Source organism: Collinsella sp. HCP3S3_D1, from assembly GCF_052064015.1.
Taxonomy (GTDB): Bacteria; Actinomycetota; Coriobacteriia; order Coriobacteriales; family Coriobacteriaceae; genus Collinsella.
On the sequence record NZ_JBQHWK010000008.1, the window covers coordinates 46,702 to 71,878 of the forward strand.

Consider the following 25,177-nt stretch of genomic DNA (forward strand, 5'->3'; position numbering starts at 1 on the left):
CATTTTCGGCACGAATGCCTTTCACCGACTGGCAAAACGATTTACGCCTAATTTTGGGAGCCGATCACAGGTTTCCTTCTTCGCCCGATATCTGATCTCGCTACACTAATAACTGCTGCTACCAGGTAGTTTTCTGGTGCAGCTTCCATTGGCTCTTGCGAAGATCGGAGCGGTTATGTTTGCTGCCGCGTTCCACACCAGCCGTCACTTCATTCTGTTTACTGCCATGGCCTGCCTATGCGTTTTGCTGGGCGGGCCTTCTTATGCCGCGGGCGCGGAGAGCCTGTTCATCGCGGGCGCCACGTACTACGAGCCGGGCGTGTCGGGCCCCGGATGGGCTTGGACCGATGCCGACCACCTAGAGCTTAACGGCTACACGGGCGAGGCCATCGGCGCCGACGGCGATCTGGTGGTGACGCTGGCCGGGCAGAACACTGTTGTCGAGACGAGCGCGCCCGACGTGGACATCTCGCGTTGCGGCATGGAGGTGTGGGGCGATCTGACGCTCTGCGGCACCGGGTCGCTGGTGGCCACGGGCTCGCAGTGCGGAATCTACGTCTCGGGAACGCTCGCGGTGGACGGCTGCAAGGTCGACACGCGGGCCAACGGCGCCGGCATCGCGGATGCGTGGGTGGCCGGCGTGTTCGCGGACAGTCTTGCCGTTCGCGGCGATGGGCGCGTTGTCGCCGCGGGCGCGGGCTCCGGGGCGGGCGTGCGCGCCTATGGCGTGTGTTTGCTGGGCGGCGCGGCCGGGCAGCTTTTCGTCGATGCGTCCTGGCTGGATGCGTCGGGCGCCGAAGGCGGCGTCGCCTGCCTGGGCGGGTCGCTTGCATCCGCGCGCTTTGTTGCGCCTGCGGGTGGGACCTTTGGCACGGGCGGCGTGGTGGGTGCCGACGGGTTCGTGGCAGCGCATGTGACGATCGAGCCCGTGGATGCCACGGCGCCGGCGGGGGAGACCGGCGGGCCCGACGTGCCGGGCGATGTTCCGTCCGCCCCTGGCACCGACCCCGCTACCGGCGAGCCAGCTGCGGATCCCTCGACGAATCCCACACAAAAGCCCGCGTCCGCGACTAAGATGGTGACCACCACCGCAGTGACCAATACCACGGCCGCCAAGGCCTCTAGGCCCAAGGCCGCCACCGCGACGACCGCCTCGCTCCCCAAGGCCGGTGATAACTGCTGGATCGCCGCATCCCTAACGCTAATCTTTCTCGGCATAGCGCTCCTTTGCGCCGCGATTCGCTGCTAAAGCGCTCGATTTCCGGAGGCGAAGAGAAAATCGAACCGTCAAGCCCAAACCGATCCCTAGCAACATATCCGTGGCTAGATATTGTCCGGGCCGATGTTACCCTCCATAACTTCTGATTGTTGCCGTCTTGACGATTATGTATCTTTACATTACCTTCTGAAACATATGGCGCACCTTGTCCAGGCGGCTGTTTGGACGGCGGGGCTGGATGACCGGCTGACCGACAGCGGCCTGATATCCTTTCAGCTCTGTAAGGCATACGCTCCGCCCGTTGGTGTAAAAGGCCAGATCAGTACGGTATGCCTGTATACAGCGGGCGGGAATCTCGCCAGTAATGACAACTTCATCCTTTTTTACCTGGGCCGTTTCGATGGTGGCACAGTATTTCGGTGCATCATGATAAGCCCTGGAAAGGTATTCCTGGGGCGCATAGAGGGTGAAGGAGAGATAAGGTTCCAGCAGCTGCGTCCCCGATTCCTTCAATGCCTGTTCCAATACAATCGGGGCCAATGAGCGGAAGTCCGCCGGCGTGCTGACCGGACTGTAATAAAGCCCGTATTCAAAGCAAATCTTACAGTCCGTTACGTTCCAGCCGAACAAGCCCTGCTCCAGCCCGTAACGGATACCATCCCTGACAGCGTTTTGAAAACTCTGGTTCAAGTATCCCAGCGAAACCCGGCTCTCGTATTGTACACCGGAGCCAAGCGGGAGTGGTGTAACAGACAGTCCGATGGATGCCCAAAACGGGTTGGGCGGCACCTCGATATGGATGGTGTGGCTGGCTGCTTTGAGCGGCCGCTCCATATAAATGACGGAGGGTTCCTTCACCGCTGTTTCAATCTTGTACTTTTCCGCCAGCAAAGCGGAAACAACCTCCAACTGCACCCGGCCTAAAAAAGAAAGAATGATCTCGTGGGTGATGGAATCCACCTCGTAGCGCAAAAGCGGGTCAGTATCCGCAATTTGAGTAAGAGCGTCCAGCAGCCGTTCTCTTTGCGCTGCCGTTTTCGGCGCAATCGTCGTCCGCAGCATGGGGAGGGGGGCATCACGCCACCTTTCACGAGGAAGCCGGGTGTCGTCCCCCAATACGTCGTTTAATCCCACGCTGTCGCTGGGAAGGATAACAATTTCACCCGGATAAGCGGTGTCTGTCCGAACAATCTCCCCTTTGGATGGAATACGCATCTCTGTGATTTTCAGCTTTTCTCTCCCGGCCAGAGCCACCGTATCCCGCAGGCGCAGCGTTCCGCTGTATAGCCGCAAATAGATGAGCCGCTGGCCACAATCTGTATACTCCACCTTGAAAACGCTGCCGCATAGGGCGTCGCTCCCCTGTTCCCCAATCGGTTGGAACAGCCCTGTCACCGCATCCATCAACGGTTGAATGCCAAGGCCCTTTTTGGCGCTGCCATGATAGACCGGGAACAGGGAGGCGTCTTGAACCCGCCGCTGTTCCTCCCGCGCAAGTTCTTCCCGGCTGATCGGTTCTCCTGCGATATACTTTTCCAATAATTTATCGTTATTTTCGATGACCGCATCCCATGCTTCTATGTCGGTATTTTCCTCCAGGACTATTTCCGGGGACAGCGACACCGTCTGCTTGATGATAATATCGGCGGAGAGCTTATCCCGAACAGACTGATACACGCCCTGCAAATCAACGCCAGCCTGGTCGATCTTATTGATAAAGATAACGGTGGGAATGTCCATTTTCCGCAGGGCATGGAACAGAATACGGGTCTGGGCCTGCACACCATCTTTAGCGGAGATCACCAAGATGGCCCCATCTAAAACAGCCAAAGAGCGGTACACCTCCGCCAAAAAATCCATGTGGCCGGGCGTATCCACAATGTTGACTTTACATCTGTGCCACTGGAAGGAAGTGACTGCCGCTTGAATGGTAATCCCACGCTGCCGCTCCAAAAGCATGGTGTCCGTCCTCGTTGTCCCTTTTTCGACGCTCCCCGGTTCTGAAATGGCTCCGCTGGCATATAGCAGGCTCTCCGTCAAGGTCGTCTTTCCAGCGTCTACATGGGCAAGAATTCCAATATTGATTATTTTCATGTGATTGTCCTCCCTTTACAGCCCCAAAGGGCATAAAAATCCCCAGCAGTAAAATACTTTTACCGCTGGGGATGATAATCTGCGGACATACACATATACAGCATACACCTGTTTGTGAGTGCTGTTTTTGGGGATATGTCAAAATTGATAAGGCAAAAGTATTCTTAAATTGGGTACAAAAAACTAAGCCCCTACAAAAGGAGCTATCATAATCCTTTGTTCCCACTATTTGATTATAGTTTTATTTAAGAATACCTTGCCGCATATTTTTTACTCCTTTTCTGGATTAAATCATTGTATCACATCAGTTTTTATCACATCAGTTTTAGGAAAGCAAGTACCTAAAAGAAATTTTTCTTCCCCTTATATGTAACAATCATACCGGCTTCCTAGCGTTCAGAATGTTTTCTGCTGTCTGCTGTGGTGTTTGGTTGGAATTGTCCAACCAAAAGCCGATCCGTGGTGTTGTCTGCATTTTACTAAATACAAATTCAATGTATACAGAAAGAAATATATAAGGAGTGGGAGGGATTCCGCCGTAGTCGGCATTGTAGGAAAATCCAAAAGTTTAGATTTTCTCAAAATGCTTATCTTTTGGTCTTTGGTTCGGAATAGTGTAGTGCTGGCGGTCTATCTATTGTTTTCGGTTGCTTGCTTCTTTACCGTACATGAGCATTGTTGCAGGAATTATCCTGAAAGCATGCCCTAGCACCCTGTGCAGCAATGCCTACGACTTTGCGTTTTATCCCGAGCCCTGCTACGACCGCCTGGTTGACCTCGCCGACCCCGAGGACTGGGGCCCAGTAACCGCATCCTCAAAAACTACCTTTCGTTTTCTTTTAGCCGCGCGGTGTTCCTAACCGAGCGCGACGCGGACCAGACCGCGCCGCAGCTAGCTACACGCTCGCCGTGCCTCAGTTTTACGGCGGCCGGATTCAGCTGCTCCTGCCGCTGTGCCAGACCGGCGACAAGCCCGAGCTGGCGCTGACCATCCAGCGCGAGGACGGCCTTTACGCCGCGCGCACCTGTCTCAAGCTCGACATGTCTTACAACAACGCGCGACTTATCTGCCGCCCCGAGACATCCTGGATTAAGCGATAAATGGTGGTTTAGCTGCGGGTTTGCCGGTTACCTTGGTTGCTTTGGTTTGGCTGGCGCCCACGAATTTAAAATCGAGGGCAAAAAGTTCTTGGTAAACCGCGCGCGGCTATGTTAGTATCTCTTTTGCCGAAAGGCGACGGGCGATTGGCTCAGGGGTAGAGCATATCCTTCACACGGATGGGGTCACAAGTTCGAATCTTGTATCGCCCACCATCAAAAGCACAGGTCAGAGGTGTTAAGCCTCTGGCCTTTTTCTTTTTGACACCAAGGGTGACACCAAAATCGGATCCTAGTCGTATAAGGCGTCATTATATATCGCGCCCTATTTACCGACGCCATTGCATCTTTTGTATAAAACGCATGCGTATTTTCATTGAATTCCCCATGTGATCCGCGCGCAAATGTGGAGACAGGGACCACACGCCCAGAGCTCCTTCCAGCGGAATTGTATTGCACGAGGGATCTTCGGCAGAACTCGTCAAGCTATTGGTTTGCTTCCGGTACTTACCCGCATGATGGCCCAGTAGATTATCGGCCATGCCCGTGATCCACACGGCCCGCGGCCGAAACCAGGGGAGACGCAAATGGACGAAATCGTCTGCGCAAACACAGCATTTCGCTACTGGCGCTGCCCGCCGCAGGTGCGCGATCTCTACCCGCGCCTGCCCAACTCCGAAGACGGATGGCGAGCTCTATCCCAAGCCCCTTTCGTAACCGACGTCCTCAAGACCCCGATTATCGCTGTAGCTTCGCCAGGTTCTTGTAATCACCACTCGGGATTGCGCTCCACTATTCGTTGGGAAGGGGCATCGGATGCCGGCACAACAATCGACACTCATTTAGGCTTTAGTGTCACCAATCCGCTTAACACGTTATTTACTATGACACGCTTTGTGTCTCAAATAGATCTCGTGCTGGCTATGTACGAACTATGCGGCTGGTTTTCTGTTTTCGAGCCAACCCCCGCTGCCGAAATGCAGCTAAAAATTGCAGAAGAGGAGAATCGCAATTCCTGCACGCAGAATCTGTTCGAACTTGGAGAGGGCGAAGACGAGGTTCCTTGGAAACGAGTTTATGCCCACGCAACCGTTAAGGTCCCAGATAATGAAGGCCAATCGAACAAGCGTGAGGATGGAAGAGAGGTTACGAAACTCAAAGGTACTTCTCTTTGGATGAGAAAGCCGCTTATCGAACTGAGCGACCTGCATCGATTCGCCGATAAGGTCAAAAGTCAAATGTGGGGAAAGCAGTTTTATGATGCCGCTCAACAGGTTATCGGCATTGCTGCATCTCCACTCGAGGTCGCGGGAGTCCTGCTCCTAAGTCGTTCTCGACGTCTAGGTGGTTCAGGTTTCAGATACGTATACCTCAACGATTTAACCCCTCTATCCGAGGCAGCCCAAAGCATCGCAGGTCAAAAGGTCTGCTACGGCGACATCGTGATTGTAAACCCAATGCTAATGAAGGCAGTAATTATCGAGATTCAAGGTGAAGTCATCCATGGATCAGGCGCGGTACTTGACCACGATGCGGAACGTATGACTGCGCTCCAGAGCATGGGTTTCGACGTGTTCCTGGTAACCCACGATATGCTTAACGACAAAAAGCAGCTAGACACCATAGTCAAAAGCGTCTGCAGTCGTTTGAGGATTCGATATAAAGCCAAATCCGAGGCGATGAAGCGCGCCGAGACGCGACTGCGAGCAAATGTTTTGTGCAACTGGTTGGAAATCGGGAATTAGCCGGCAACGAGATACTAGAACAACCTTGTTTGCCTGCCAGTGAACTGGTGCCATTTCAAAACCATGCCGGATTACGGGGCTGGACCCGGACCGGCCGTCCATGCCCTGCATCTCACGAAATTCGCAAGTCGTCTACCTGCGGTTTTGATTTTACCGATTACGGCATGCCCGAGGGTTCCCGGCCTGGCCCCGTAAACCGGCATGGTTTTGAGATCGCCGGGTGGGCGGGAGCGCGATTGGTCCCGATAATGGGCCTGGTGCCGGCAGGATGGCCGTTGGGCGGATGGCGGCCCGCGCCGCGGAAGCGAAAAAACGGCGGCCGGCGGGACTCGAGATGTCCCAAGGGCGCCGGAGAGGGGGCGGCGGCCACGCCGCCGCCCGCGGGGCGCGCCCCGCGGGCCGGATCGGGCACCGCGGGCCCCTCGCTCCCGAGCCCGTCCCGCATCCCCGGCCCCGCAGCCGAAAGTTTTTCCGAAATTGTCCTTGCATCGGCGGGGGAGTTCCCGTATAGTACTTCTTCGCACGGGGGCGTAGCTCAGCTGGGAGAGCGCTTGACTGGCAGTCAAGAGGTCAGGGGTTCGATCCCCCTCGTCTCCACCCGAGCATTGAATGAGGCTCCAACGCAAGTTGGGGCCTTTTTTCATATCAATCGTCCTGCAGTTTATCTTTACTTAGTGGCTGTTGAAGTAAATCCATTCTAAATTGCAAATATGAATGAAATTAACGCCCTACGCCATTGCAGGCCAAAATAAGGCGTCAACGCAATGTAAAGAGGCCAGGCGTGTTGCCCGGCCTCGAAATACTCTGGTGGGCCCTCCGGGATTCGAACCCAGAACCCAGGGATTATGAGTCCCCTGCGCTAACCGTTGCGCCAAGAGCCCTTATGTACTGTGATAATAATTTCAACAATGGAAATTCATTTCCCATCGGGTTAAATCACGATTTGAAATACTACCATGCACAAGCATGTCGCACAACGTACGATCAAGCCATGTTTTTAACACCCGGTATTCCCTGACAATCAAGATGCATCACAAGAAATATCACTGGATGGGAATTGTTCAAGCCATTATCCCAAGACTGCAAATAGAGTTAACCATCGGCGAACTGGTGCCATTTCAAATCCATGCCGGATTACGGGGCTGGACCCGGACCGGCCGTCCATACCCTGCATCTCACGAAATTCGCAAGTCTTCTACCTGCGGTTTTGATTTTACCGATTACGGCATGCCCGAGGGTTCCCGGCCTGGCCCCGTAAACCGGCATGGTTTTGAGATCGCCGGGTGGGCGGGAGCGCGATTGGTCCCGATAATGGGCCTGGTGCCGGCAGGATGGCCGTTGGGCGGATGGCGGCCCGCGCCGCGGAAGCGAAAAAACGGCGGCCGGCGGGACTCGAGATGTCCCAAGGGCGCCGGAGAGGGGGCGGCGGCCACGCCGCCGCCCGCGGGGCGCGCCCCGCGGGCCGGATCGGGCACCGCGGGCCCCTCGCTCCCGAGCCCGTCCCGCATCCCCGGCCCCGCAGCCGAAAGTTTTTCCGAAATTGTCCTTGCATCGGCGGGGGAGTTCCCGTATAGTACTTCTTCGCACGGGGGCGTAGCTCAGCTGGGAGAGCGCTTGACTGGCAGTCAAGAGGTCAGGGGTTCGATCCCCCTCGTCTCCACCCGAGCACTGAATGAGGCTCCAACGCAAGTTGGGGCCTTTTTTCATATAGGCACACAAGGTCAAAGGCGGCACCATGATCCTCCTGGTCGACAAGATCGAAAAAAGCTTCGGCGCGCGCGTCCTCTTTAGCGGCGCGTCCTTTCAGATCAACCCCGGCGAACGCTTTGCGCTCGTGGGACCCAACGGCGCCGGCAAAACCACCATGCTCAAAATCATCATGGGTATCGACAGCCCCGACGCCGGCCAGGTCCAGTACTCCAAGGACTGTCAGGTGGGCTACCTTGAGCAGGAAACCAACCTGGAGCACAAGGATACGACCATCCTCGCCGAGGTCATGGCCGCCGCCAAGGAAATCCGCCGCATGGGCGAGCGCGCCAACGAGCTGCAAGCCCAGATCACCGAGCTCTCTGAGCAGGGCAAGGACGTCGACGCGCTCCTTAACGAGTACGGCCAGGTCCAGGACCGCTTTGAGCATCTGGGCGGCTACGAGCTCGAAAGCAATGCCCGTAAGATCCTGTCCGGTCTGGGCTTTAAGGTCACCGACTTTGAGCGCCCGTGTTCCGAGTTCTCGGGCGGCTGGCAGATGCGCATCGCGCTGGCCAAGCTCTTCCTGCGCCATCCCGACCTGCTGCTTCTGGACGAGCCCACCAACCACCTGGACCTCGAAAGCGTCCAGTGGTTGCGCGGCTTTATCGCCAACTACGACGGCGCCGTGCTCATCGTCAGCCACGACCGCGCCTTTATGGACGCCTGCGTCGACCACGTCGCCGCGCTCGAGAACCGCCGCGTGACCACCTACACCGGCAACTACAGCAGCTACCTCAAGCAGCGCGAGGACAACCTGGAGCAGATGCGCGCCAAGCGTGCCGCCCAGGAGCGCGACATCGCCCACATGCAGGTTTTCGTCGACAAGTTCCGCTACAAGCCCACCAAAGCCGCCCAGGCGCAGGAGCGCATCCGCAAGATCGAGCAGATCAAAAAGGAGCTCGTCATCCTGCCCGAAGGCCACAAGCACATCGACTTTAAGTTCCCCGACCCGCCGCGCTCCGGCGACATGGTCGTGGGCCTGGAGTGCGTGTCCAAGTCCTACGGCAACAAGCACATCTATAGCGATATCGACCTCAAACTTTATCGCGGCGAGCATGTGGCGCTCGTCGGCCCCAACGGCGCCGGCAAGTCCACCCTCATGAAGATCATCGCCGGCCTGGAGCCGCCCACTACCGGCACGCGCGACCTGGGTACCAACGTGGGCGTGGCCTATTACGCCCAGCACGCGCTCGAGGGCATGACCGAGTCCAACACCGTCCTGCAAGAAATCGACACCGTCACGCCCAAGTGGACCGTGCCGCAGCAGCGCAGCCTGCTGGGCGCCTTCCTGTTTAGCGACAACGATTCTATCGAAAAGCAGGTACGCGTTCTTTCCGGCGGTGAAAAGGCGCGTCTGGCCCTGGCTAAGATGCTCGTGGCCCCCGAGGCACTTCTGTGCCTGGACGAGCCCACCAACCATCTGGACATCGACTCGGTGGACATGCTCGAGAACGCCCTGCAAAACTTCCCCGGCACCATCGTGCTGATTAGCCACGACGAGCACCTGGTGCGAGCCGTGGCCAACCGCGTGATCGATATCCGCGATGGCAAGGTCACGGTCTATGACGGCGACTACGACTACTACCTCTACAAGCGCGAGGACCTCGCGGCCCGCGCCGCCGAGGCGGCAGGGGAGAGCACACCTTCCGCAGCCAAGCCCACCAAAGCCAGCGCCGCCCAGGCCGATACCCCCGCCGCAGCGCCTAAGCCGGCCGAGGGCAAAAAGACCAAGGAGCAAAAGCGCGCCGAGGCCCAGGCCCGCGCCGCGCTCAACAAAAAGCTCAAGGGCGTGCGCAACCAGCTCAAGAAGATCGAGGCCGAGCTCGACAAGAAGCGAGCCCGCTATGACGAGCTTATGGAATTGATGGCGAGCGAAGAGCTTTATGCCGATCAGGATAAGTTCAACGCCGCGCTGGGGGAATATAACGGGCTTAAGCAAGAGCTGCCCAAGCTCGAGGACGAATGGCTGGAGCTTTCCACCCAAATCGAAGAGGAGACCGCGCGTGAACTCTCGTAAGGCCGCTGCCGTGGCGATGAGCATCATCGCCATCGCGTGCCGCATCTGCGGCATCTTTATGAGCGCGATGACCGTGCTGCTGTGCTTTAGCGGCCTCTCCGCCAAGCTGCAGATTGTGGGCTTTGTCGTAGAGCTTTCGCGCGCGCTGCCGAGCGCCATCGCCGGCTACGGCGTCATCACATCGCCCTTTGGCGGTGTGTTCCGCCTGGATTACGCCATCGTGGCCGTCATCCTGTTTGTGGCCGACTACCTGCTCACGCGCGCCTCGCGCCGCGTCCGCTAGGGGAGTGCCATGTCCAGTAGCTACCTCATGAACCTGCTTGCCAGCGCCGTCGCCGTCATCGTGGGCATCGTGATCCACGAGAGCGCACACGCCGCCGCAGCCTGGGCGCTTGGCGACAAAACGGCCCGTTCGCGCGGCCGCGTCTCGCTCAACCCGCTCAACCATATTGACCCGTTTGGCACCGTCCTCCTGCCGCTGCTCATGCTCGCCGCCGGCGGCCCGGTGTTTGCCTTTGCCAAGCCGGTGCCCGTGTACCTCAACAACCTTAAGCATCCCAAGCGCGACGAGGTCTTGGTGAGCGCGGCAGGCCCCGCCTCGAACATCGCACTGGCATGCCTTGCGGCCGCCATCATGCACGCAGCATACGGCAACCTCTACACCAGCATGTCCTTTGCCGTAGCGTCCCAAATCATGAACTTTGGCGCCACCTTTATCGTGGTCAACCTGTCGCTCGCGTTCTTTAACCTCATCCCGATTCCGCCGCTTGACGGCTCGTCTATCATCGTGCCGTTCCTCAAAGGCAAGGCGCTCACCAACTACTACCAACTGCAGCAATACGCCATGCCCATACTCATCCTGGTGCTGTATCTGCTGCCCATGTGGACCGGCATCGATGTGATCGGACGATATTTCGACGTTACCGTGTATCCGCTCGCTGGGCAGCTGCTTAACTTCGCAATCGCCGGCATCTAGGGTAAACTTACAGGTCGGCCGTGCAAAACGGTCGCAACATGCACCCAAACCGCGCCGCGAAGGCGCCGTCAAAGGAGGTCGAAGATGTCGTATCGCGTGTCGACGCAGGTCTACAGCGGACCGTTCGACCTGCTGCTGCAGCTGGTAACCCGCCAAAAAGTTGATATCGGCGCCATCTCGATCAGCGAGGTGGCCGAGCAGTACCTGGCCGAGGTCGAGCGTATTGAGGCGCTGGACCTGGACGTGGCGAGCGACTTTTTACTGGTCGCGGCAACCCTTTTGGACATCAAGGCCGCCTCGCTGGTGCCCCAGGAGGCCCCCAGCAAAGCCGACGACGATGACGAGATTGACGAAGACCTCGAAGAACTCAGCGCACTCGACGGCGACGCCCTGCGCGAGGTCCTGATCCAGCGCCTGATCGCCTACAAGCAGTTTAAGGGTGCGGCGGCGGCTCTTGGCGCGCGCATGCAGGCCGAAAGCCGCATGCATCCGCGCGTGGCCGGCCCCGACCCCGAGTTTTTGGGCCTTATGCCCGACTACCTGGCCGGTATTACCCTGCGCGGCCTCGCCGTCATCTGCGCCGACCTGGACGGCAAGTGCCAGACCTTCCTGCTGGAGGCCGAGCACGTGGCGCCGCATCGCGTGCCGCTCGACTTGACGGTGGCCTCGGTCGACCGCTTTACCATGGCGCACCAAACCTGCACCTTCCGCGAGCTGTTGGACGGCGACGCCACCACCGAGCAGCTCGTCGTCACCTTCCTGGCCATGCTCGAACTCGCCAAGCGCGGCTCGCTCACCCTGAGCCAGGACGAGATCTTTGGAACCATCCGTATCAACCGCGTCGAGGGCGCCGAGGCCTACGTGCCCGGCGAGGGCCCCGAGCTCACCGAATAGGAGCGGCTACCATGTCAACCCTTTCCACGCTAGAGGCAAACAGCCTCAAGGGCGCCCTCGAGGCGCTGTTGCTGGTTTCGAGCGATCCGGTGAGCGCGCCCGCGCTGGCAGATGCGCTGGATATCGCCCCGGGCGAGTGCGCGTCGCTTTTGGCCGAGCTCAAAGTTGAGTACGAGGAGGCCAACCGCGGCTTTCAGCTGCGCGAGGTCGCCGGCGGCTGGCGCCTGTTTACGCATCCCGCCTACCACGATGTGGTCGAGTCCTATGTGCTGAGCTGGGACACGCAAAAGCTGTCGCAGGCGGCGCTCGAGACCCTGGCCGTGATCGCCTACCACCAGCCCGTCACGCGCGAGGTGGTCAAGGGCATCCGCGGCGTCAACTCCGACGGCGTCATCGCGTCGCTCGTTGACAAGGGTCTGGTGCGCGAGCTCGGCCGCGACCCCCAGCGCGGTCAGGCCATCATTTACGGCACGACCAACGCCTTTTTGGAGAAGTTCGGTCTGCGCTCCACCCGCGACCTTCCCGATCTGGAGCAGTTTGCCCCCGACGAGCAGTCGCGCCAGTTTATCCGCGAGCGCCTGAGCGGCCGCAGCATTCAGTCTACGCTCGAGGAGCAGGTCGAGGACCTGGACGAAGAGCGCGAGCTGCTGGATACCGATGTTGAGGATGTCGAGGCAGTCGGTGGCGAGGAAACACTTGCCGTCGACGACGCTGCGGAGGATATGCATGACGAGGACTAGCGAAGCAGGGGAGACGCGCGCCGCCGGTGCCACGGACGCGCCCGCGACCGACCCTCAGCCCGTCTACCCGCACACCATGCGCCTGCAGCGCTTTTTGGCGCGCGCGGGCGTGGCGAGCCGCCGCGGCTCGGAGGACCTGATGACCGCCGGCCGCGTGACTGTCAACGGCCAGGTCGCGACCGAACTGGGCACCAAGGTCGATGTGGACCGCGACCATATCGAGGTTGACGGCATGCCCGTCAAGCTCAACCAGGGCGCCGTGTACCTGATGCTCTACAAGCCGACCGGCTATCTCACCACCATGAGCGATCCGCAGGAGCGCCCCTGCGTGGCCGACCTGGTCCCGCGCGACCGCTTTCCGGGGCTCTTCCCGGTGGGTCGCCTGGACCGCGACACCACGGGCCTTTTGCTCTTTACCACCGACGGCGACCTGTCGCAGGACCTTCTACACCCCAGCAAGCACGTCTACAAGACCTACCAGGCACTCGTGGACGGCCACCTGACCGATCGCGACTTGGAGCCGCTGCGCCGCGGCATCGAGCTCGACGACGGCCTGTGCCAGCCGGCAATCTGCCGCGTCATTACCGCGCGCGAGGCCGAGGCGGTGGCTCCGCAGGGTGTGAAGCCCGGCACAACCGCCGTGGAGGTCATTATCCGCGAGGGGCGCAAGAACCAGGTCAAGCGCATGCTGAGCAAGATCCACCACCCGGTGATCCGCCTGCACCGCTGCAACTTTGCCGGCCTGGAGCTCAAGGACGTGGCCAAGGGCTCGTGGCGCGAGCTCACCGACCGCGAGGTGCAGATCCTCAAGGCCGGCGGCATCCCGCCCAAGCAGGCCAGCTCCAAGCGCGGCGCTGCGCCGGCGGCCAACCCCGCGACTCGCACGCGCCACCACGGCAGCCACGGCTCCGCGCCCAAGCGCAACACCTACCGCGAGCGCTACACGGGCTAGCCAATCCGCCAAGCCGCAGCGCCCGCGTCCCATACCAGCACGTCAACCACCGAAAGGAAGCATTGCATGATCGTCGCCATCGACGGCCCCGCCGGTTCCGGCAAGTCCACCATCGCCAAGGAGATCGCCCGCCAGCTGGGCTTTAACAAGCTCGACACGGGCGCCATGTATCGCGCCGTCACCTTCGCCGCGCTCGACCGCGGCATCGACCTGAACGACGAGGCTGCCATCGACGCCCTCGCTGAGCAAATCGAGATCCGCTTTACCAACGGCACCGGCGAGGACACGCGCCTGACCATCGACGGTGCGGATGCCTCGGCTGCCATTCGCACCCCGCAGGTGGACGCCAACGTCTCCAAGGTCTCAGCCTACCCGGGCGTACGCGCCGCCATGCTCATCCATCAGCGTCGCGCCGCCGAGGACCGCGACATCGTGGCCGAGGGTCGCGACATCGGCACCGTCGTGTTCCCCAACGCGCAGGTCAAGGTCTTTCTGACCGCCGACCCGCGCGAGCGCGCCCGTCGCCGCGTGCTGCAGCGCCACCAAAACGACACCCAGCCGCCCACCGAAGAGCAGCTCGAGGCCGAGGTCGACGAGACCCTCGACGCCCTCAAGCAGCGCGACAAGCTCGACAGCAGCCGTGAGGTCGCGCCGCTCGTGCCTGCCGAGGACGCCGTGCATATCGACTCCACCGCACATACCATCGACGAGGTCGTCTCGATAATCGAGGACCTCATCAACCAAAGGAGGTAGCTCATGCGCCTGTTTAAGCAGACGCCCGAGGATTACTACAACGCGCCTTATGCCGAGTTCCCCGTGCTCATCCGTGGCACCGTCTTCGTGGTCATGGGCATCCTGTGGGTCTTCTCCAAGCTCATGTGGCGTTGGAAGGTCGAGGACAGCGACCTGCTGTTTGAGCGCCAGGAAGGCCGCGGCAGCGTGGTCATCTGCAACCATACCTCGATGGCCGAGCTCCTGGCTGTAGAGACGGCGCTATTCTTTGGCGGCCGCCGCGTTCGCCCCATCTTTAAGTCCGAGTTTGCCAAGAGCAAGATCGTGCGCTGGGCCTTTAGCCGCGTGGGCGGCATTCCCGTCGAGCGCGGCACCGCCGACATGAAGTGCCTGCGCGCCGCCCAGCATGCACTGCAGCGCGGCGAGGACGTCCTGATCTTCCCCGAGGGCACGCGCATCCGCTCGCGCGAGATCAAGCCCGAGGTCCACGGTGGCTTTGCGCTCATTGCCCAGATGGGCAAGGCACCCGTCAACCCGCTCGCCATCTGTGGCTGGTCCGATATCACGCCTGCGGGCAAAAAGCTCATGCGCCCCAAAAAGTGCTGGATCCGCGCCGGCAAGGCCATCTCGCTATCCGATGCACCGGCTGAGCTCAAGCGCAAGGAGCGCCTGGCATGGTTTGAGTCCGAGGCCATGAGCCGCGTCTACGCCATGCGCGACGACCTGTGCGCCGAGCACCCCGGCAGGTTCTAGCCATGGGCGAGAACGTCATGAATACCGCCGCGACCGCCGCTGAGGAGGTCGTCCCCACCATCGAAATCGCAGCGCATGCCGGCACCTGCTACGGCGTGCAGCGTGCACTCGACATGGCACTGGCCGCCGCGCCGCAGGCAGGGGAGAGCGCTCAGGTCCACACCCTGGGCCCGCTCATCCATAACCCCATCGTGGTGCGCGAGCTCGCCGAGGCAGGCGTCGGTCTGGCAGACACCTTGGACGACGCCGCGTCGGGCACCGTGGTCATTCGCGCGCACGGCGTGGTGCCGCAGGTCATCGAGGCCGCTCACGAGCGCGACCTTACCGTGGTCGATGCCACCTGCCCCTACGTGAAGAAGGTCCATGTGGCGGCCGAGCGCCTGGTGCGCGAGGGCTACCGTGTGATCGTCGTGGGCGAGCCGGGCCACCCCGAGGTCGAGGGCATCCTGGGCCACGCCGGCGATGACGCGCAGGTCGTGAGTTGCGCCGCCGATGCGGACGCGCTGCCGCTCAAGGGCAAGGTGGGCCTGGTTGTGCAGACCACCCAAACCGCGCAGAACCTGGCCGAGGTCGTGGCCTCCATCACTCCGCGTGTGCAGGAACTACGCGTGATCAACACCATCTGCGCTGCCACGAGCGAGCGCCAGCAGGCGGCCGCAACCCTTGCCAACCGCTGCGACTGCATGGTCGTCGTGGGCGGCAAAAATTCGGGCAATACGCGCCGCCTGGCACAGATTTGTGCCGATGTCTGTGAGCACACCCATCACATCGAGGAAGCCTCCGAGCTTGAGGCCGCATGGTTTGCCAACGCGCGCCGCATCGGCATCACCGCCGGAGCCTCAACTCCGCAAGAACACATCGAACGCGCCGTTGCGCGCATCAAGGAGCTTTGTCGCTAATCATGGACCAGACCGTACCCGCATACGCCGCCGAGGTGGCCGATTACGGGCGCAGCCGCGACCCCGAGCCGGGTGAGGGCGCGCTCGTAAAGAACGTGCGTCCCGAATCGCCCGCATGGGATGTGGGTATCGAGCCGGGCATGCGCGTGCTCACGGTCAACGGTGAGGCACTCACCGACATGATCGTGTGGCTCTGGGAGGCCGACGAGGACACCGTCGAACTTGAGGTTCTCGACCCGCGCGACAACAGCGTCACCCCCGTTGAGCTCGACCGCTTTCCCGGCGAGGACTGGGGCCTTGAGTTCGACGGCCCTATCTTTGACGGCATGCGTACCTGTGTGAACGCCTGCGTGTTCTGCTTTATGACCATGCTGCCCAAGGGCGGCCGCTCCACGCTGTATATTCGCGATGACGACTACCGCCTGAGCTTTTTGCAGGGCAACTTTGTCACGCTCACGAACCTTTCCGACGAGGACGTGCAAAACGTTATCGACCGCAACATGAGTCCGATGAACGTGTCGGTCCATGCCGTAAGCCCCGACGTCCGCCGCCGCATGATGGGCCGCAACGCCCAGCGCGGCATGGACGTGCTCGAGGCCATCATGGCCGCCGGCATCGAGATCCACGCGCAGATTGTGCTGTGTCCCGGCATGAACGACGGCGAGGAGCTGCAAAAGACCCTACGCTTTTGCGAGGAGCACGAGCAGATCACGAGCCTGGGCATCGTGCCGCTCGGTTTTACCAAGCATCAGAGGCGCTTTACCTGGTCATACAGCGACAAACCTGAGCTCGCGCGCGAAACCATTGCCATGATCCGTCCCTTCCAGGATCGTGCCTACAAGCGCTTTGGCCGCCACACCTTCCAGATGAGCGACGAGTTCTATCTGGACGCCGGCATCGAGCCACCCCAGGCCGATTTTTACGATGGCTACCCGCAGTATTACGACGGCATCGGTATGATTCGCTCCTATTTGGACGAGACCGACGACGTGCTTGCCGCCGACGCCGAGCGTCTGGCCCGCGTCCGCGCTGGCATCGCCGGGCGCAACCAGCGCCTCCTGTGCCTCTCCGGCGCCAGCGCGCGCGACACCGTGGCGCGCTTTGTGGAGTCGCCACGGGGCCTTGCCGGCACCGTCACCGCTATCGAAAACCGCTACTTTGGCGGCAACGTGGATGTGACCGGCCTCATCGTCGCCTGCGACATTCTGGAGCAGCTGCCGCAGGACCTCTCGGGGGTTATACTCTTTGTGCCTAAGGTCATGTTCAACGCTGACGGCATGACGCTTGACGAGTATCATCGTGACGATTTACTCGCAAGCCTTGAAGCTCGCGGCGCCGAGGTTCATGTGGTATCGACCATGCCGCATGAGCTGCTCGATACCCTGGAGCATATCCTTGGCATTGTGCCCGCAGGCTCTACTAATTCCGCTGACCCTACCCATTAAAGGAGTGCAGATGAAACCTATCGTCGCCGTCGTCGGACGCCCCAACGTGGGCAAGTCCACGCTCGTTAACCGCCTGGCCCAGACCTCGGACGCCATCGTCCATGAGTCCCGCGGCGTAACGCGCGACCGCTCCTACCACACGGCCGATTGGAACGGCCGCGAGTTCACCATCGTCGACACGGGCGGCATCGAGCCGCTCAAGAGCGATGACGTCTTCGCCACGTCCATCCGCGACCAGGCCCTCGCCGCCGCCGAGGAAGCCGCCGTCATCCTGTTTGTGGTCGACGGCCGCACCGGCGTCACCGAGGAGGACGAGTCGGTCGCCCGCATGCTCAAGCGCTGCGACAAGCCGGTCTTTCTGCTGGTGAACAAGCTCGACAACCCCGATCGCGAAAACGACAGCATCTGGGAGTTTTATTCGCTCGGCATCGGCGAGCCAACGCCACTCTCGGCCCTGCACGGCCACGGCACGGGCGACCTGCTCGACGACATCGTTGCCCTGTTGCCCGAGGAGGAGGACGAGGTCGCCGATGAGTTCCCCGACGCGCTGAACGTCGCCATCATCGGCCGCCCCAATGCCGGTAAGTCCTCGTTGTTCAACCGCATCCTGGGTGCCGACCGCTCTATCGTGTCAAACATTGCCGGCACGACGCGCGACGCCATCGACACCGTCGTGGAGCGCAACGGCAAGCACTACCGCATGGTCGACACCGCGGGTATTCGCAAGAAGAGCACCGTGTACGAGAACATCGAGTACTACTCCATGGTCCGCGGCCTGCGCGCCATCGACCGTGCTGACGTGGCACTGCTCGTCGTCGACGCCTCCGTGGGCGTTACCGAGCAGGACCAGAAGGTCATGGGCTTGGCCATCGAACGCGGCTGCGCCATCGTCGTACTGCTTAACAAGTGGGATCTGCTCGACGACGACCGCAAACGCGAGGCCTGCATGGAGACCGTCGACCGCCGTCTGGGCGTCATGGCTCCCTGGGCCCAGTACCTGCGCATCTCGGCCCTGACCGGCCGTAGCGTCGAGAAGATCTGGGCGATGGTCGACGCCGCCGAGAAGACGCGCTCGCAAAAGATCACCACCTCGCGCCTCAACACCTTCCTCACCGACCTGCGCGAGTTTGGCCACACCGTGGTGGACGGCAAGCGTCGCCTGCGCATGCACTACGTGACCCAGACGGGCGTCAACCCGCCGACGTTTACGTTCTTCGTCAACCACAGCGACCTGGTCAACGACACCTACCAGCGCTACGTGGAGAACCGTATGCGCTCGACCTTCGACTTTTCCGGCACGCCCATTCGACTCTTCTTTAGGAAGAAGGAGCAAAAGGATGCATAATCCGATTCTGCTGACCGCCATCTGCGCCGTGGTCTCGTTCTTTATCGGAGCGATTCCGTTTGGCCTGATCCTGGGCCGCGTGTTCAACCACACGGATATTCGCAAGGCGGGATCCGGCAACATCGGCACCACCAACGCCCTGCGCGTAGCCGGCCCCAAGGTCGCCGCGCTCACGCTGCTGCTCGACTGCTTGAAGGGCGCCATCTGCGTCCTTATCGCGCGTCCGCTCATCGCGAGCGTGGGCTATGGCTTCCCGGTGAGCATCATGGCTCCCGGTGCCGCCGGCGACTGGATGCTCGGCGTCATTTGCCTGGCTGCCGTGTGGGGCCACATATTCTCGCCCTACCTCAACTTCCGTGGCGGCAAGGGCATTGCCGTGGGGCTGGGCGTCATACTGGCCTGGTACTGGCCCATCGGACTTTCGCTACTGGGCATGTTTATCGTGGCCGTCGCCATCACCAAGTATGTGTCGGTGGGCTCGCTTGCCGCGGCCATCGGTCTTCCCATCGCCGCCTGCGCGGTCTTTCCGTACAGCAGCCTGGGCCTCAAGTTTTGCATGGCGATGATCGGCATCACCGTGGTGTGGGCCCATCGCGCGAACATCAAAAAGCTCATGACGGGTAAGGAATCCAAGCTCTCGTTTACCAAGCGCGTCACCGAGCCCGACGATAAGTAGGAGAGAGTCATGAATGTTGCGCTGATTGGCTCCGGCTCCTGGGGAACCGCCGTCGCCGGCCTTGCCGCCGCGCGAGCAGAGCGCGTGACCATGTGGGCCCACAGCGAGCAGACGGCCGCCGGCATTAACGGCGAGCACCGCAACCCGCGCTATCTGGTGGACTACGTGCTGCCGGAAAACGTTGTCGCCACGACGGACCTGGCCCAGGCGCTCGACGGTGCCGATTCGATCATCTTTGCCGTGCCTTCGAAGCACCTGCGTGGCGTCTGCCACCAGGCGGCGCCGTTCATCGCAGACGAGACGCCGGTCCTGTGCCTCACCAAGGGCATCGAGCCCGAGTCCGGCATGCTCATGAGCGAGGTTATTGCCAGCGAGATCGGCAACGAGGCACGTGTGGCGGCGCTCTCGGGTCCCAACCATGCCGAGGAGATATGCCGCGGCGGACTTTCCGCCGCCGTCATCGCCAGCAAAGACTCGCAGGTAGGGGAGACCTTTAAGGACCTGCTCCTATCCACGGCCTTCCGCATCTACCTGTCGCAGGACATGACCGGCGTTGAGGTTTGCGGCGCCATGAAAAACGTCATCGCCATCGTGTGCGGTATCTCCGCCGGTACCGGCGCGGGCGACAACACGCTCGCCCTTATCATGACGCGCGGCCTGGCAGAAATCAGCCGACTGGTGCACGCCTGCGGCGGCCAGGCCATGACCTGCATGGGTCTTGCCGGCATGGGCGACCTCATCGCCACCTGCACCTCCGAGCATTCGCGCAACCGCACCTTCGGCTACGAGTTTGCCCACGGCGTATCGCTCGACGAGTATCAGGCGCGCACGCATATGGTGGTCGAGGGCGCCGTCGCCGCCCGCAGCGTTAGCGAGCTCGCCCGTTCGCTGGGCGTAGACATTCCGCTCACCTTTGCCGTGGAGCAAACGCTCTACAACGGTGTTACTTTGGATAGGGCGCTCGAGATCCTTACCGACCGCGTCCCCTCTCAAGAGTTCTACGGACTCACCGACTAGCGCAGAAAGGCTACTACCATGGGTTCCATCAAAATCGCTCCGTCCGTCCTTTCGGCTGACATGGCCAACCTCAAGGGCGAGCTCGACAAGATCGCCGGCGCCGACTATGTGCACTTCGACGTCATGGACGGTCACTTTACCGGCAACCTCACCTTTGGCGTCGAAATCCTCAAGGCCGTCAAGCGCTCCACCAAGGTGCCGGTCGACGCGCACCTGATGGTGTCGAACCCCGACGAGACCGTCGATTGGTATGCCGACGCCGGCGCCGATATGATCACCGTGCACTACGAGGCCTCCACGCACCTGCACCGCACGCTCACGCACCTGCAGCAACGCGGCGTCAAGGCCGGCGTGGTGCTCAACCCCGCCACGCCCGTCTGCGTGCTCGAGAGCATCATCGAGGTCGTCGACATCGTGCTGCTCATGAGCGTGAACCCCGGCTTTGGCGGCCAGAGCTTTATCCCGGGCACGCTGCATAAGCTCCACGAGCTCAAGGCCATGTGCGAGCGCCACGGTGTGTCGCCCATGATCGAGGTCGACGGCGGCATCTCTTCCAAAAACATCGCCGAGGTCGTCAAGGCCGGTGCCGATGTCCTGGTAGCCGGCTCCGCCGTATTTAAGTCCGAAGATCCCGCCGCCGAGGTTGCGCTGCTGCAGAAGCTGGGCAACGAGGCCGCACAGGAGGCATAAACCCTTATGACCGCAGGTCAAAACCGCATACCCGTGAATCTTGACTATGCCGCCTCGACGCCCATGCGCGCCGAGGCGCTCCTTGCGCAGCGCGAGTACGACGAAAGCGAGCTTGCAGGCGTCAACCCCAACTCGCTGCACTCGCTCGGCCGCAAGGCTGCCGCACGTCTGGAGGTTGCACGCCGCGAGATCGCCCGCAGCTTTGGCGCGCGCGTTCGCCCGTCCGAGATCATCCTAACCAACGGCGGTACCGAGGCCAACCAGCTGGCGCTCCTCGGACTTGCCGAGGGTGCTCGTCAGCGCGATCGAAAGCGCGAGCGCGTGATCGTGTCTGCGATCGAGCACGATTCGATTCTGGACAACCTGCCGCTGCTGCGTGCCGCCGGCTTTACCGTCGACCTGGTGCAGCCCTGCCGTGCGGGCTACATCGAGCCTGCCGAGCTGAGCGACTTGTTGGGCGACGACGTCGCGCTCGTGAGCATCATGGCCGCCAACAACGAGACCGGTGTGGTACAGCCTATCCGCGAGCTTGCCGCGGCTGCGCATACCGCGGGCGCCCTGTTCCACACCGATGCCATCCAGGGCTATCTGCATATTCCGCTCGATGTGACCGAGCTGGGCGTCGATGCTATGACCGTTGCAGCACACAAGATTGGCGGCCCCGTAGCCTCCGGCGCGTTATACCTAAAAAGCCGCACGCCGCTGCGCCCCCGCATCTTTGGCGGAGGACAGGAAGCCGGACGTCGTGCCGGCACGCAGGACCTGCGCACGCAGCTGGCCTTTGCCGCTGCGGCCTCGTCTCTGGCGCCCCATGTGGCTCAGGAGCGCGAGAAGCTGCAAGCCCTTTCCGACAAGCTCTACGCCACGCTCACGGCCCATCCGCGCATTCACGCCACCATGGGCGACTACACGCAGGCCGACCGTCTGCCCGGCATGGTATCGATCTATATTGACGGCATGGACTCCGAGGAGCTCATCATCAAGCTCGACGCCGCCGGTTTTGAGGTGTCGGCCGGATCGGCTTGCTCGAGCGGCAGCATGGACCCGAGCCACGTGCTCAGCGCCATGGGCATTGGTCGCGAGCAGGCGCTGGGCGCACTGCGCATCTCCTTCGATGACCGCGTGAATCCGAGCGATCTGGACGACTTTGCCCAGACGCTGCTCACGATCGTAGGTGCCGCATGATCGTCGCCGAACTCGAGCGCGCCCTGCTGGCACGCTATCCCAAAACGGACGCCGAGCCCTGGGACCACGTGGGCTTATCCGTTGGCGACCCTGACGACGAGATCCGCGGCGTTGCCTGCGCGCTTGACGCTACCAGGGACAACGTGCAGCGCGCCTTGGAAGCCGGAGCCAACGTGTTGCTCACGCATCATCCCGTCTACATCAAGGCGCCCGAGTCGTTTTGCCCGCCCAGCGCAACGCGCCCCCAATGCAGCGCGGCGCTCTACGAGGCGGCCCGCTGCGGGGTGAGCATTATCTCGCTCCACACCAACCTGGACCGCTCGCACGAGGCACGCATCTGCCTAAGTAAGCTGTTGGACGCGGCGCCTGCAAGCTCGTTGGAGCACGTGGACGACCCCGAGGCCTGCGGCCTGGGAGTTTTTGCAACACTCAACGACCCGTGCACGCTGCGTGATCTTGCCGCCCGTGCTGCCACGGCCTTTGGCAGCGACCCACGCGTATGGGGCGATGCCGAGCGCCCGTGCCGCACCGTCGCCATTCTGGGCGGCTCCCTCGGCGACTTTGGCGAGCTTGCCATCGCTGCCGGTGCGGATGTCATCGTGACGGGCGAGGCGGGCTATCACGTGGCGCAAGACCTTGCCTTGCGCGGGCTGAGCGTGATCTTGCTCGGCCACGACCGCTCCGAGGAGCCGTTCGTGGATATCTTGATGAACTCTGCGGTTGACGCCGGGGTCGACCCCCGTCATGCGATTAAAATACTGAACCCTTGCCAATGGTGGACTGTGACAAAAGGAGAGAACTTATGAGCGCCGGCGCTACGCTACTCAAGCTGCAACAGATCGATTTGGAGCTCGCCCGCAACAAGAGCGAACTTGCCAATATGCCGGAGCTCAAGGAGCTCGCTTCAAAGCGCAAAACCTATGTAAAGCTTAAGTCCGAAATGACCAAGCTCTATGCTCAGCGCAAGGACCTCGACATTGAGCTGGACGATCTCAACACCACCGAGATCCAGACCAACAACGCCATCGAGGCCGCCAAGAAACGCCACGTCGACGGCTCAGACTACCGCGAGGTACAGGATCTGGAAAACGAGCTCGCCACCCTGGCCAAGCGCCTGGATAAGATTGAGCACACCCGCAAGGATGTCGTTGTCGCCCACAAGGAGGCGCTCGACCGTGAGGCTCGCGCGCAGGCCATCATCGCCAAATTCGAGGAGGGCGTGAAGGCCGACACCAAGGCCGCCCGCGCCAAGGCCGCCGACCTGCAGGCCCAGATTGATGCCGCCACCAAGGAGCGCACCGCGCTCGCCGCCACGCTGCCGACCGACGTGCTCACCGACTACGAGCGTTTGCTCAAGCAGTTCCGTGGCCTGGCCGTCGAGACCATCAAGGGCAACATCCCCACGGTCTGCCACACCGCGCTGCAAGCATCGTCCATGAGCGACCTCAACCACGACGGTAGTGAGATCACGCACTGCCCGTACTGCCACCGCCTGCTCGTGCTCCCCAACAAGGAAGCCTAACAATGACGACGGCACCCGACAATTCAATGCAACTTGAGGGAAAAACGATCCTGTTGGGCATTACCGGCGGGATCGCCGCCTATAAGTCGTGCAATATCGTGCGCCTGCTGCAAAAGCGCGGCGCACGCGTCAAGGTCGTTATGAGCGAGCATGCCACCGAGTTTGTAGGCCCGCTCACCTTTCGCGCGCTCACGGGCGAGCCGGTCGCTGTAGGTCTGTTCGACGACCCCTCCGACCCCATCCACCATATTTCGCTGGCGCAGGAGCCCGACTTGGTGGTCGTGGCGCCCGCGACGGCCAATATCATCGCCAAGATGGCCAACGGCATCGCCGATGACCTCATCTCCACCACGCTGCTTGCCACGCCGCGTCCTATCGTGGTCGCGCCGGCCATGAACAATGGCATGTGGAAGGCGCCGGCCACGCAGGCCAACATGACCACGCTGCGCGAGCGCGGCGTCCACGTTGTGGGTCCGGGTAGCGGCTACCTTGCCTGCGGCGATGTGGACACGGGACGCATGAGCGAGCCCGAGGACATCGTTGAGGCCGTCTGCAAGCTGCTCGACCCCGCTCCTCAGGACCTTGTGGGCAAGCGCATCGTGATCACCGCCGGCCCCACGCACGAACCGATCGACCCCGTGCGCTTCATTGGCAACCGGTCATCGGGCAAGATGGGCATCGCCCTGGCGGGGGAGGCCGCGCGCCGCGGTGCCGCCGTCACGCTCGTGCTGGGACCGACATCGCTCGACGTTCCCTGCGGCGTAGAGTGCGTGCGCGTACAAACCGCCGCGGAAATGCTCCAGGCTGCGCTGAGCGCCTTCCAGACGGCCGACGCGGCCATTTGTGCCGCCGCCGTTGCCGACTACACGCCTGCAGCCCCGGCGAACCATAAACTCAAAAAGGCCAACGAGCGCCTGGATCGAATTGAGCTCGTCGAGACCGTTGACATCCTGGCCGAACTCTCACGCCAAAAGGGCGATCGCCGTGTGATCGGCTTTGCGGCCGAGACCGATAACGTCGTGGAGTACGCGCAGCGCAAACTCGTGCGCAAGGGTTGCGATGCCATTATCGCCAACGATGTCTCGCGCGCCGATTCGGGCTTTGGGACCGATACCAACAAGGCCTGGATAGTGAGCACAGCGGGCACGCAAGAACTTCCCGTACTAACAAAACCCCAGCTCGCAGATACAATTTTAGACTTGCTTCAAAATTTGTAAAAAAGTTCTTGCACAAGGACAAAGTTTCGGGTTACTATACTCCCTGTTGCGAGCGAGAGCAGAGCAACAAACAAATGCTTCGGGACGTGGCGCAGCTTGGTAGCGCACTTGACTGGGGGTCAAGGGGTCGCTGGTTCGAATCCAGTCGTCCCGACCAGAAGTTTGCAGGTCAGGCACCTAGTGCCTGACCTTTTTTTATCAGGAATCATCAG

General features: G+C 61.3%; 21 protein-coding genes, 5 tRNA genes and 1 pseudogene. 25 read left to right on the forward strand and 2 right to left on the reverse strand.

Going from position 1 to position 25,177, the window contains the following annotated elements; all coding sequences use genetic code 11:
• Nucleotides 1-175: 175 nt before the first annotated feature.
• Nucleotides 176-1,249 (forward strand): hypothetical protein, encoded by a 1,074-nt coding sequence (locus ACTNDJ_RS03995; protein ID WP_441083395.1) that lies wholly within the window; start codon nucleotides 176-178, stop codon nucleotides 1,247-1,249.
• A 144-nt stretch (nucleotides 1,250-1,393) separates the two neighbouring features.
• Here the strand turns inward: ACTNDJ_RS03995 and tet(W) are convergent, their stop codons facing one another.
• Entirely contained in the window at nucleotides 1,394-3,313 is a 1,920-nt protein-coding gene (gene tet(W), locus ACTNDJ_RS04000) for a tetracycline resistance ribosomal protection protein Tet(W) (RefSeq protein WP_441063590.1), read from the reverse strand.
• 891 nt (nucleotides 3,314-4,204) lie between these two features.
• Here tet(W) and ACTNDJ_RS04005 point away from each other — a divergent pair.
• The 4 genes and pseudogenes from ACTNDJ_RS04005 to ACTNDJ_RS04020 form a co-directional block, all read left to right on the forward strand.
• Nucleotides 4,205-4,414: pseudogene (locus ACTNDJ_RS04005) on the forward strand (DUF3825 domain-containing protein); the annotation flags it as partial.
• A 138-nt stretch (nucleotides 4,415-4,552) separates the two neighbouring features.
• Nucleotides 4,553-4,627 (forward strand) — tRNA-Val (locus ACTNDJ_RS04010).
• 371 nt (nucleotides 4,628-4,998) lie between these two features.
• A complete protein-coding gene (locus ACTNDJ_RS04015; RefSeq protein WP_441083396.1) occupies nucleotides 4,999-6,156 on the forward strand; it encodes a hypothetical protein in 1,158 nt (385 codons plus the stop codon).
• Between the two features lie 524 nt (nucleotides 6,157-6,680).
• Nucleotides 6,681-6,753 (forward strand) — tRNA-Ala (locus ACTNDJ_RS04020).
• Nucleotides 6,754-6,961: 208 nt separating this feature from the next.
• Here ACTNDJ_RS04020 and ACTNDJ_RS04025 read toward each other — a convergent pair.
• Nucleotides 6,962-7,037, reverse strand: a tRNA-Ile gene (locus tag ACTNDJ_RS04025).
• 706 nt (nucleotides 7,038-7,743) lie between these two features.
• On the opposite strand from ACTNDJ_RS04025, the gene ACTNDJ_RS04030 reads away from it, so the two are divergent.
• The 20 genes from ACTNDJ_RS04030 to ACTNDJ_RS04125 all read left to right on the forward strand — a co-directional run bounded on the left by ACTNDJ_RS04030 (nucleotide 7,744) and on the right by ACTNDJ_RS04125 (nucleotide 25,122).
• A tRNA-Ala gene (locus ACTNDJ_RS04030) sits at nucleotides 7,744-7,816 on the forward strand.
• Nucleotides 7,817-7,891: 75 nt separating this feature from the next.
• The gene (locus ACTNDJ_RS04035; RefSeq protein WP_441083397.1) at nucleotides 7,892-9,922 is read left to right on the forward strand and encodes an ABC-F family ATP-binding cassette domain-containing protein; all 2,031 of its coding nucleotides are present in this window, start codon (nucleotides 7,892-7,894) and stop codon (nucleotides 9,920-9,922) included.
• On the forward strand, nucleotides 9,909-10,205 hold the full coding sequence (locus ACTNDJ_RS04040) for a hypothetical protein (protein WP_427717404.1): 297 nt from the start codon (nucleotides 9,909-9,911) through the stop codon (nucleotides 10,203-10,205). The genes ACTNDJ_RS04035 and ACTNDJ_RS04040 overlap by 14 nt, the downstream gene beginning before the upstream one ends.
• Nucleotides 10,206-10,214: 9 nt before the next feature.
• Nucleotides 10,215-10,898, forward strand: a complete 684-nt coding sequence (locus ACTNDJ_RS04045) for a site-2 protease family protein (protein WP_441083398.1) — start codon at nucleotides 10,215-10,217, stop codon at nucleotides 10,896-10,898.
• An 84-nt stretch (nucleotides 10,899-10,982) separates the two neighbouring features.
• Complete coding sequence (locus ACTNDJ_RS04050; protein WP_441083399.1) at nucleotides 10,983-11,792, forward strand: segregation and condensation protein A; 810 nt, start codon at nucleotides 10,983-10,985, stop codon at nucleotides 11,790-11,792.
• Nucleotides 11,793-11,803: 11 nt separating this feature from the next.
• The gene (gene scpB, locus ACTNDJ_RS04055; protein WP_441083400.1) at nucleotides 11,804-12,532 is read left to right on the forward strand and encodes an SMC-Scp complex subunit ScpB; all 729 of its coding nucleotides are present in this window, start codon (nucleotides 11,804-11,806) and stop codon (nucleotides 12,530-12,532) included.
• Complete coding sequence (locus ACTNDJ_RS04060) at nucleotides 12,519-13,484, forward strand: pseudouridine synthase (protein WP_441083401.1); 966 nt, start codon at nucleotides 12,519-12,521, stop codon at nucleotides 13,482-13,484. The genes scpB and ACTNDJ_RS04060 overlap by 14 nt, the downstream gene beginning before the upstream one ends.
• 66 nt (nucleotides 13,485-13,550) lie before the next feature.
• Nucleotides 13,551-14,237 carry a (d)CMP kinase gene (cmk, locus tag ACTNDJ_RS04065; protein ID WP_441083402.1) on the forward strand — a complete coding sequence of 229 codons (687 nt, stop codon included), beginning with the start codon at nucleotides 13,551-13,553 and terminating at the stop codon, nucleotides 14,235-14,237.
• Nucleotides 14,238-14,240: 3 nt separating this feature from the next.
• Nucleotides 14,241-14,969, forward strand: coding sequence for a lysophospholipid acyltransferase family protein (locus tag ACTNDJ_RS04070; RefSeq protein WP_427748053.1), 729 nt, complete (start codon nucleotides 14,241-14,243; stop codon nucleotides 14,967-14,969).
• A gap of 2 nt (nucleotides 14,970-14,971) precedes the next feature.
• Nucleotides 14,972-15,868: a 4-hydroxy-3-methylbut-2-enyl diphosphate reductase gene (locus tag ACTNDJ_RS04075; RefSeq protein ID WP_441083403.1), complete on the forward strand. Its 897-nt coding sequence runs from the start codon at nucleotides 14,972-14,974 to the stop codon at nucleotides 15,866-15,868.
• A gap of 2 nt (nucleotides 15,869-15,870) precedes the next feature.
• Nucleotides 15,871-17,313 carry a DUF512 domain-containing protein gene (locus ACTNDJ_RS04080; RefSeq protein WP_441083404.1) on the forward strand — a complete coding sequence of 481 codons (1,443 nt, stop codon included), beginning with the start codon at nucleotides 15,871-15,873 and terminating at the stop codon, nucleotides 17,311-17,313.
• Between the two features lie 10 nt (nucleotides 17,314-17,323).
• Nucleotides 17,324-18,658 (forward strand): ribosome biogenesis GTPase Der, encoded by a 1,335-nt coding sequence (gene der / locus ACTNDJ_RS04085; protein ID WP_427748050.1) that lies wholly within the window; start codon nucleotides 17,324-17,326, stop codon nucleotides 18,656-18,658.
• Nucleotides 18,651-19,334 (forward strand): glycerol-3-phosphate 1-O-acyltransferase PlsY, encoded by a 684-nt coding sequence (gene plsY / locus ACTNDJ_RS04090; protein ID WP_427748049.1) that lies wholly within the window; start codon nucleotides 18,651-18,653, stop codon nucleotides 19,332-19,334. The genes der and plsY overlap by 8 nt, the downstream gene beginning before the upstream one ends.
• Before the next feature lie 9 nt (nucleotides 19,335-19,343).
• The gene (locus ACTNDJ_RS04095) at nucleotides 19,344-20,351 is read left to right on the forward strand and encodes an NAD(P)H-dependent glycerol-3-phosphate dehydrogenase (RefSeq protein WP_441083405.1); all 1,008 of its coding nucleotides are present in this window, start codon (nucleotides 19,344-19,346) and stop codon (nucleotides 20,349-20,351) included.
• Nucleotides 20,352-20,369: 18 nt separating this feature from the next.
• On the forward strand, nucleotides 20,370-21,041 hold the full coding sequence (gene rpe / locus ACTNDJ_RS04100; RefSeq protein ID WP_427748047.1) for a ribulose-phosphate 3-epimerase: 672 nt from the start codon (nucleotides 20,370-20,372) through the stop codon (nucleotides 21,039-21,041).
• Between the two features lie 6 nt (nucleotides 21,042-21,047).
• A complete protein-coding gene (locus tag ACTNDJ_RS04105; protein ID WP_441083406.1) occupies nucleotides 21,048-22,226 on the forward strand; it encodes a cysteine desulfurase family protein in 1,179 nt (392 codons plus the stop codon).
• Entirely contained in the window at nucleotides 22,223-23,032 is an 810-nt protein-coding gene (locus ACTNDJ_RS04110) for a Nif3-like dinuclear metal center hexameric protein (RefSeq protein WP_441083407.1), read from the forward strand. The genes ACTNDJ_RS04105 and ACTNDJ_RS04110 overlap by 4 nt, the downstream gene beginning before the upstream one ends.
• A complete protein-coding gene (locus ACTNDJ_RS04115) occupies nucleotides 23,029-23,748 on the forward strand; it encodes a zinc ribbon domain-containing protein (protein ID WP_427748044.1) in 720 nt (239 codons plus the stop codon). The genes ACTNDJ_RS04110 and ACTNDJ_RS04115 overlap by 4 nt, the downstream gene beginning before the upstream one ends.
• Nucleotides 23,749-23,750: 2 nt before the next feature.
• Nucleotides 23,751-24,965, forward strand: a complete 1,215-nt coding sequence (gene coaBC / locus ACTNDJ_RS04120; RefSeq protein ID WP_441083408.1) for a bifunctional phosphopantothenoylcysteine decarboxylase/phosphopantothenate--cysteine ligase CoaBC — start codon at nucleotides 23,751-23,753, stop codon at nucleotides 24,963-24,965.
• An 80-nt stretch (nucleotides 24,966-25,045) separates the two neighbouring features.
• Nucleotides 25,046-25,122, forward strand: a tRNA-Pro gene (locus ACTNDJ_RS04125).
• Nucleotides 25,123-25,177: the final 55 nt, after the last annotated feature.